At 59.1% G+C, this 8,266-nt stretch carries 6 protein-coding genes; 1 reads left to right on the top strand and 5 read right to left on the bottom strand.

Features of this window, described 5'->3' with window-relative positions; all coding sequences use genetic code 11:
* Genes C793_RS0110185 through C793_RS0110200 form a run of 4 tightly spaced genes read right to left on the bottom strand, consistent with a single transcriptional unit; the run spans position 1 to position 6,144 of the window.
* Positions 1-1,365 (bottom strand): undecaprenyl-phosphate glucose phosphotransferase, encoded by a 1,365-nt coding sequence (locus C793_RS0110185; protein ID WP_245550217.1) that lies wholly within the window; start codon positions 1,363-1,365, stop codon positions 1-3.
* Positions 1,366-1,386: 21 nt separating this feature from the next.
* Positions 1,387-2,964 (bottom strand): TolC family outer membrane protein, encoded by a 1,578-nt coding sequence (locus tag C793_RS0110190; protein ID WP_017430845.1) that lies wholly within the window; start codon positions 2,962-2,964, stop codon positions 1,387-1,389.
* Positions 2,964-4,385: an HlyD family type I secretion periplasmic adaptor subunit gene (locus C793_RS0110195; RefSeq protein ID WP_017430846.1), complete on the bottom strand. Its 1,422-nt coding sequence runs from the start codon at positions 4,383-4,385 to the stop codon at positions 2,964-2,966. Before C793_RS0110195 ends, C793_RS0110190 begins: the two co-directional genes overlap by 1 nt.
* A 1-nt stretch (position 4,386) precedes the next feature.
* The gene (locus C793_RS0110200; protein ID WP_017430847.1) at positions 4,387-6,144 is read right to left on the bottom strand and encodes a type I secretion system permease/ATPase; all 1,758 of its coding nucleotides are present in this window, start codon (positions 6,142-6,144) and stop codon (positions 4,387-4,389) included.
* Positions 6,145-6,470: 326 nt separating this feature from the next.
* Between C793_RS0110200 and glyA the strand changes: the two genes are divergently transcribed.
* Entirely contained in the window at positions 6,471-7,739 is a 1,269-nt protein-coding gene (gene glyA, locus C793_RS0110205) for a serine hydroxymethyltransferase (protein WP_017430848.1), read from the top strand.
* A gap of 89 nt (positions 7,740-7,828) precedes the next feature.
* Here glyA and C793_RS0110210 read toward each other — a convergent pair.
* Positions 7,829-8,266, bottom strand: a 438-nt coding sequence (locus C793_RS0110210) for an RNA-guided endonuclease InsQ/TnpB family protein (RefSeq protein WP_017430849.1), incomplete at its 5' end; no start/stop codon positions are given.

Here is an 8,266-nt window from a genome sequence, read left to right on the forward strand (position 1 = left end):
TTACGGCTTGCGGTTAAAAAAACCTTTCACGGCAGTCATCGCGAGTATTTTGAGATCCATCCCCAACGACCAGTTGTCGATATAATAGAGGTCATACTCCACGCGCTTTTTCATGTCGCCAAGCCCGCGGGTATGGCCGCGCCAGCCATGGACCTGTGCCCAGCCAGTCATGCCCGGCTTTGCCCGGTGACGCTGCATGTAGTCTTCGATGACGTCCTTGTAGTACTCATTGTGGTCCATGGCATGAGGACGTGGACCCACGAGCGACATACGCCCCTGAAGCACGTTGTATAGCTGCGGCAGCTCATCGAGGCTGGTGCGGCGCAAAAACGCTCCCAAACGTGTGATACGCGGATCATCATCCGTGGCCTGAGCCGTGTGGTCGCTGCTGGCGTGCTGTTTCATGCTGCGAAACTTGTAAATCCTGAAGCGCTTGCCATCAATGCCGTGGCGATATTGTTTGAACAGTACCGGCCCGCCCATTTGTAAGCGCACCAGCAGCGCAACGAGCAACATGACGGGAAGAAAGCCGATGAACAGCGCTGCGCCCAGCAGACGGTCTTCCAGCGCCTTGATCAGCCGCACCGGCGTGCTGTCCAGTGGGCTGTAGTTAAGTTCCAGCGAATAGAGCCCAACAACCTGCGCCATGCGGTGGTTAAGCAGGCGGATGTCGGTCAGGTCGGGGAAGTAACGCACGCTAACGGGTATACCGATCAACAAGGCAGCAAGCTGACGAACCTTATCGCCTTCACTAAGAGGAAAGCTGAGCCAGACTTCGTCAAAGTTGCGTTGGAAAGAACACTTCTCCAGCAGTTGCTGCACCTGCGCCAGGCAGTCGGTGGTCTGATCGTCAACGCACGTTTGGGTAACACCGTAGCCGGCGTGAGCCATATCGTCAGTGCGCTGCTTGAGACGGTCGACGTTGCTTTGCCGACCGATTAGCAGCACTCGTTTGAGGTTATCCCCCCGTGCGCGAATCCGGCGAAGCCAGTAGTACAGCAGGCTGCGTAGCACGCAGCCAGTGGCCAGGGTGACAAGTGCAGCGTTGCCCATCCACAGCCGCGAGAAACTTTGGGTGCTATGAGTCAGCACAAGCAGCAGGCTAAGCAGGGTCAGCGCCACCAGCCAGCTCAGGGCGTAGACGCCAAGCATGGTGTAGAGGCTGCGCCCGCGCCAGGGCTGATAAAGCCCCAGCATTTCACCTACCGCCGGCAGGAGGAGACAGCCCAGTAAACTGAGAAACAAATACTCTTCGTTATTTAGGCTTAGGCCAGGCATCAGCCAAAGCACGGCTATGCATACCAACATGGCAGTACCAGCGTCGAAGCTGCGCATGGCACGGCGCAGCCAATCGCTGCTTTGCACTCTACGTGACACGTTAATGCGTTAGCCCGGTTCGGATTCTGACAGCAACTCGGCTTCGTCACCGCTCGCTGTGGTATTTTGCGGTATAGCTTGGGTCATTGAGGCCAATAACGACATGATGTCGTTGAGGTCGTTGCGGTCCAGATCTCCCACAGCGGACTGTAGATTCAACCGGTTGATAGCGTAGTCACCCAGGGTATCGACATACTTGATACGCTGATCATAAAGACTGGCGCGGGCATCGAGCACGTCAACCAGGTCACGTAGGCCCAGCTGCTCGCCGCGCTGGGCAGCGTCCAGAAACAGCTGGCTGGAGTCGATGGCTTCCTGGAGGGCGTCCATCCGGCGAACGCCGCCGTTGATCGCACGCAGGCGCTTGCGAACTTCCTGGGCGGCAAGGTTGCGCTGGTTGTCTACCGCGGCCTGCCCGGCCTTGATGCGCTTTTCGCCCTGGCGAACCCGGGCGTTGGTGCGACCACCCTGGTACAGCGGCATGCTGACTTCTACCTGGGCGCTGTAGTCTTCGCTGGTACGCAGCTCGTCTTCGCTGTGGCGATCGCTGTAGCTGAGATTGAGGTTCATTTCAGGATAGTAGCCGCCCCGGCGCGTAGCCGTGTCGGCTTTGGTAACCTCTTTCTCCTTGCGCGCCCGCTGGACGTCGAGATTGCCCTTGGTGCGGTCGATCCAATCGTCGACGCCGCCCCACTTGCGCTTGAGCACCACATCGGATAGATCCTTCAGCGCCAGCCGGCTCATGTCCGGGCGGATGCCGGTCAGGCGCTGTAACTCGCTCAGGGCATTATCGAGCTCGTTCTGAGCTTCGACGGTGTCGGCGGCGGTCTGGTCCATGCGGGAGCGGGACTCCAGCAGGTCCACCCGGTTACCCACGCCCAGCTCGTAGGATCGCTTTGCCTGGCGTACCTGTAGCTCCAACGACTCCTTCTGCGAGTCCAGCAGTCCCAACCGCTGAGACGCCAGATAAGCCTGAACGTAGGCTTTGCTGACATCCAGCGCCAGATCGCGCTCGGCGGTGGCCAGCTTGAGCTCGGCGGCTTCTACCTGAGCGTCGGCCTTGCCCTGGTTGCGCCAGCTCTTGACGCTGAACAAAGGCTGTGACAGCTGAACACGCCAGTAATCTTCGGTGTACTCACCCGGGCGCGCATTACTGAGGGGACCATCTTCACGCTCGGTTTGGACGTTGGTGGTGTCCTGCCACAGGTAGCCGCCGCTGGCGCTGAGCTGGGGCAGCAACTGCGAGCGAGCAATGGGCTGTTCTTCTCGGGTAGCGGCCAGTTCATGACGCTGCTGTGAGAGTTTGGCGTCGTGCTCAAGAGCGCGAGCAAAAAGTTCGGGCAGCGAAGGCAGCGTTGTTGGCCGCGTGGACTCACCGGCTGCCTGCTGAAGGTCGGCAAATTCGGCAATGGCCTGGTCGTCGGCCTTGACCTCGTCGGCAGAGCTGCCGACCGCTGTCTCCTGCGCCTGAACGGGAGCAGCGGTCAGTAGGCCAGCGACGGCGACGGCAATGGCGCGTGCCAGGGGTGCTGTCCTGTTGGGTACTGGCCTGTTATATGTCGGCTGGCCGTGCGTAGGTGTCGACATCAGTCCTCCTGCATGGCGCGAGAAAGCATATCGGCAATAGGCTTGGCGATATAGCTGGCAAAGGTCCGTTCACCGGTACGAATCATCACTTCGGCGGGCATACCCGACAACAGGTGCATCTTCTCGGTCATTTCCTTTTTGCCTTCCCGCGTCACTTCCACCCGCGCCTTATAGTAGCGTTGACCGGTGGCTTCGTCCTTGAAGCTATCAGCGCTGACGTGGATCACCTCGCCGGCAATAGTGGTGGTGGTTTTCTGGTTGAACGCCGAAAAACGGATCTCGGCATATTGGCCGGGATAAACATGGTCGATGTCCTTGGTCGGCACCCGGGCCTCGACCACAAAGCTATCGCTTGACGGCACAACTTCCATGATCGGCTTGCCGCTCCCAATCACGGCACCCACGGAATGTACCTTGCGGCCAACTACGGTACCCGATACCGGCGAGCGAATGACGGTGCGATCCAGCTGGTCGGTCAGCGAGGTAACCCTTTCTTCCGCTTCGGCAATTTTGGCCTGCGCCTGGCGCAGTTGCTCACCGACTTCTTTCTGGAAATCCTGCTTGCGAATCTCGCGTTCGGCACGGTTTTCGCTGATCTTGGAGCGCAGCTGGGCAATGTTGGACTTGAACTCGGCATTGCTGCCTTCGTATTGCAGAATCTGACGCTTGAGTTCGCGCAGGCGCTGATTGTCCCCCAGCCCCTCGTCGTACAACGAGCGAAAATCGTCGGCTTCTTCGTTGAGCGAGGCAATACGGCGGTTATTCACCCCGATACGCTCTTTCAGTCCCTTGATTTGCTCCTGCATCTGCTTGTTCTGCTCGTCCAACGACTCCAGCGTACTTTCATAGGACTGGCGGCGGGCGTGAAAAAGCCCTTGTTGAACGGCAAGGATCTGCTGAATACGCGGGCTATCGGCGTTTTTCAGCTCGTCGGGGATGGTCAGTGTATCCGCGCCCTGCTGCTCGGCCAGCAGCCGCACCTCCATTGCCCGGTTGATCAGGTAGTTGGAGCGAGCGATATCGCGCTGAGAGCGTACCTGGGTGTCGCTGAGCACCAGCAATGGATCACCGGCTTCCACATGGTCGCCGTCTTCTACCGGCAGCTTGTCGACCACCCCACCTTCCAGGTGCTGAATGGTGCGCTTGAACGAGGCCACGGAGACATCCCCCGGCGCAACAACCGCTACGGCCAACGTGGCCGTGGTCGCCCAGAGCACAAAGCCTCCCAGAGCAATCAGCAACACGGCAAAGCCCAGACCACGATAGCCCTTGTCGCTGGTAGGCAGGGTTTCGGTGGCTTCGCCCTCAATGGTGGCGGGCCCTTTGGGCGTGACGTCAATTTCCTGACGCGCGGGCATCTGGCGCTTTTCTCCGCCGGTCGCCTGGGTGCTATCGCGGCTATTATCTGGCTTGTCACTCATTTCAGGATTCCTCGCTGCCGCTTCCGCCACTCACGGCGGACAGTTTACCGGCGCTTTGCTGCTGGGCGATCTTGCCTTTCGGCTTTCGGGCAAACTGGGCCAGTACCTGATCGCGGGGGCCAAACATGCTGAGCTGGCCATCTTTCATCACAAGCAGCTTGTCCATGTGCTTGAGTACGCTTTGGCGATGGCTGACAACAAACAGTGTGGTGCCTTCGGCCTTGATCCTGGCAATGGCATCGCCCAGCGCACGCTCGCCGGCATCGTCAAGGTTGGCGTTGGGTTCGTCCAGCACGGTGAGAACGGGGTTGCCGTAAAGCGCCCTGGCCAGCCCTACCCGCTGACGCTGGCCGCCGGACAGCGAGCCGGTACCCGCTGAAATAACTGTATCGTAGCCGTTGGATAACTCCAGGATCATCTCATGAACCCCGGCCTTTTTGGCGGCATCGACCACCTTTTCCGGGTCAACATCGCCAAAACGGGCGATATTCTCACTGATGGAGCCGTCGAACAGCTCAATATCCTGCGGCAGATAGCCAAGATGCGGGCCGAGCTCATCGCGGTTGTATTGTGTGATGTCGCCGCCGTCAAGGCGCACATCCCCCACCATGCTGGGCCAGACACCCAGCAGTACCCGCGCCAGCGTCGATTTACCCGCTGCGCTGGGCCCGATGATGCCGATATGCTCGCCTTTTTCGACGCTGAAGTTGATGCCGCGAATGGTGGCCATGCGCGTTCCGGGCGGCGCCGCGGCGACGTTTTCCACGTCTATATAACCTTCCGGCGTGGGCAGCGACATACGCCGCTGTTGGTCGGGGATCTGCTCCAAGAGTTCGTTAAGGCGTTTGTGAGCGCCACGCGCGCTGACAAAGCCCTTCCAGCCGCCGATCATCTGGTCAATCGGCGCCAGTGCACGGCCCATCAGAATGGAGCCGGCGATTACCATACCGCCCGTCAGCTCGCCCTTGAGCACCAGCAGCGCTGCCAGCCCCAGAATCAGCGACTGCGCCATCATGCGAAACACCTTGGAAGTGTTGGTCAGCGCGCCGGCGCGATCACTGGCCTTTGACTGTTTGGCCAGAAATTCGTGGTGGCGCTTTGACCAGCGACCCATGATCCCCGGCAGCATGCCCATGGCATGCAGTACTTCAGCATTGCGCAGGTTTGAGTTGGCCAAATTCTGAGCCTGGATGTGCTCGCTGTTGGCTTCGGATAAAAGCTTCTGGGTGGACTTTTCGTTGGCGACCGCCAGCCCCACCAGAATGATACCGGCACAGATGGCAAAAACGCCCAGCCAGGGGTGAAACAGAAACATCACGCCGATGTATATCGGCACCCAGGGGGCGTCAAAAAAGGCAAACAGGCTGTTACCGGTCAGAAACTGGCGCAGCGAGGTCAGATCGCTGAGCGGCTGGGCGCTTTGCCCGCCCTGGGCCATCAGGCTACGGCGAAACATGGCGCTGTAGAGACGCTCGTTGATCATCGTGTCCAGGCGGTTGCCCACACGCACCAGAATACGCGAACGCACCAGCTGAAGCCCGCCCATGATGGCAAACAGGAATATCACCAGCAGCGTCAGCATCAAGAGGGTGTCTTCGCTCTGGGTGGATAGAACGCGATCGTATACCTGAAGCATATACATCGGCGGCACGAGCATCAGCAGGTTGACGAACATACTGAAAAAGCCCACCGCAACAAACGACCCTTTGCAGGCTTTTAGCGCCCGCTGCAGGTCCGTGGCTTCCTGTTGCTTTGCCATGGAAGGAGTCACCGTTGAAGGTTGAAAAATAGGGTTGAAAAAACAGAGACGTTTGTGACCGGTAAAATAATCGGCGCAGTGTAACAGAGAGGCCGTTACCGAGGGTAGCACCGGGCGCTGTATTCACCGTGGCGCCTACCACAGACGAGCCAGGGACGGCATAAGTTCCCCTGCCAATCGTCAGACTTTGCACAAACCGGTATTTTCGTGAATGAGATTTATTCACTCGCTACACAACATGCGATGAAACCGATCGGGGGCTGCGTTATCATGGCAAATTGCAATCGAGTTTCTCTTTGATGACGAGATAATGAGGTGTAACGCCGATGTTTAGCCGTAGCATGACCATTGCCGGATTTGATGACGCCCTGAACGACGCCATGAACCAGGAGGCCCAGCGTCAGGAAGACCACATTGAGCTGATCGCCTCGGAGAACTACGCCAGCCCCCGCGTCATGGAGGCTCAGGGTACCCAGCTGACCAACAAATACGCCGAAGGGTATCCCGGCAAGCGCTACTACGGCGGCTGCGAGTTTGTCGACGTGGTCGAAAACCTGGCGATTGACTACGCCAGGGAACTGTTTGACGCCACCTATGCCAACGTTCAGCCACACTCCGGCTCCCAGGCCAACGCCGCAGTGTTCCAGGCGCTGATCAAGCCTGGCGATACCATTCTCGGCATGAGTCTTGACGCCGGCGGCCACCTGACCCACGGCGCCCGCCCGAGTTTTTCCGGCAAGCACTACAACGCCATCCAGTACGGCCTGGACGACAGCGGGCTGATCGATTACGACCAGGTTGCGGAGCTGGCCCGCCAGCACCAGCCGAAGATGATTATTGCCGGCTTTTCGGCCTATTCTCATGTGGTCGACTGGGCGAGTTTCCGCCGGATTGCCGATGAAGTAGGCGCTTACCTGCTGGTGGATATGGCCCACGTTGCCGGGCTGGTCGCGGCCGGCGTATATGAAACGCCGCTGCCCCACGCCCACGTCGTCACCTCGACAACGCACAAGACTCTGCGCGGCCCCCGCGGCGGTATAATTCTGTCCGCCGAAAACGACGAGGCAATGGAGAAAAAAATCCAGTCGGCGGTTTTCCCCGGCAGCCAAGGCGGCCCGCTGGAGCATGTCATTGCCGCCAAGGCAGTGTGCTTCCGGGAAGCCATGACCCCCGAGTTCAAGACCTACCAGCAGCAGGTGATCAAAAACGCCCAGGCAATGGCCAAAGTCTTCGTCGATCACGGCCTGGATATTGTTTCCGGCGGCACCGAGGACCATCTCTTTCTGCTTTCGCTGATCAAGCAGGGTGTTACCGGCAAGGACGCCGACGCCGCGCTTGGCCGAGCCAACATCACCGTCAACAAAAACGCCGTGCCGAACGATCCACAAAGCCCGTTTGTGACCTCGGGCCTGCGCATCGGTACTCCTGCCGTGACCACACGCGGCTTTGGTGAAGAGGAATGCCGCCGCTTGGCCGGCTGGATCTGCGATGTGCTCGACGTACTCGCCGCCGGCGACGATACCGCCGCTATTGAAGCAAGCGTCAAGAACCAGGTAGCCGAGCTCTGCGGCCGGTTCCCGGTTTACAAGGAGTGACTGCTCCCCGCCCTAAGCGCTAACGCGTCACGGACGGGGCTTCCCACTTCAACGGCTGCTACCGACCATGTGCCGGCTTTACGCGAGCCTCAGTGGGCAGAGACGGACAGCCCTGCCGTCTTTAACTGCTTGATACCTTGATGCTTGATGTTCCGCGCCGCGTTAATGTCTCGATCATGACGTGTATGGCAGGTGGGGCACGCCCACGACCGGATGTTTAGCGGCATGGTGTCGCTTTTGTGTTGGCATACGTGACACGTTTTGGAACCGGGGAACCATTGGTCAAGTTTGATCAGGTGCTTCCCCTTTTCCTCTGCCTTGTATGCCAACTTTTCGATCAAGGCATGCCAGGACGCATCGCCAATGTGCCTGGCGAGTCTGGCATTTTTCATCATGTTCTTGACCTTTAGCGTCTCGACGATCACCGCTTGGTTGTCGTCAACGATCTGTCGGGACAGTTTGTGCTGGAAGTCCTTGCGGGCGTTGGCTACCCGCTCGTGCGCTTTGGCAACAAGCAACCGTGCCCT

It is taken from the genome of Vreelandella jeotgali Hwa (assembly GCF_000334215.1).
GTDB classification, from domain to species: domain Bacteria; phylum Pseudomonadota; class Gammaproteobacteria; order Pseudomonadales; family Halomonadaceae; genus Vreelandella; species Vreelandella jeotgali.